The 237-nt window shown below is 63.7% G+C and carries 1 pseudogene; it reads right to left on the reverse strand.

Annotated features, from left to right (window positions below):
* A pseudogene (locus tag OGV98_RS00040) lies at positions 1-237 on the reverse strand (type VI secretion system tip protein VgrG); the annotation flags it as partial.

Raw genomic sequence — 237 nt, forward strand, 5'->3', positions numbered from 1 at the left:
GCGGGTTTGGGCAGCGGGGAGGCACGCCATGTCCGGTCAGCCGGGATGACGTCCAGGTGGTTACTGAGTGTGGTGCCTTCGCCGGAGCTGCCGTGCTGCGCCTGTGGCTGCCTTCCTTCCAGTACAGAGCCGGTGACCTGCCATTCGCGGTTCAGCATTTCTGACGGGTGACCGGTCAGGGTAAAACGTTTGCCGGGCCACAGTTTCGGGGAGTTGCTCACGCAGGCTGCCGTTTCA

It is taken from the genome of Citrobacter sp. Cf136 (assembly GCF_030333815.1).
GTDB lineage: Bacteria > Pseudomonadota > Gammaproteobacteria > Enterobacterales > Enterobacteriaceae > Citrobacter > Citrobacter freundii.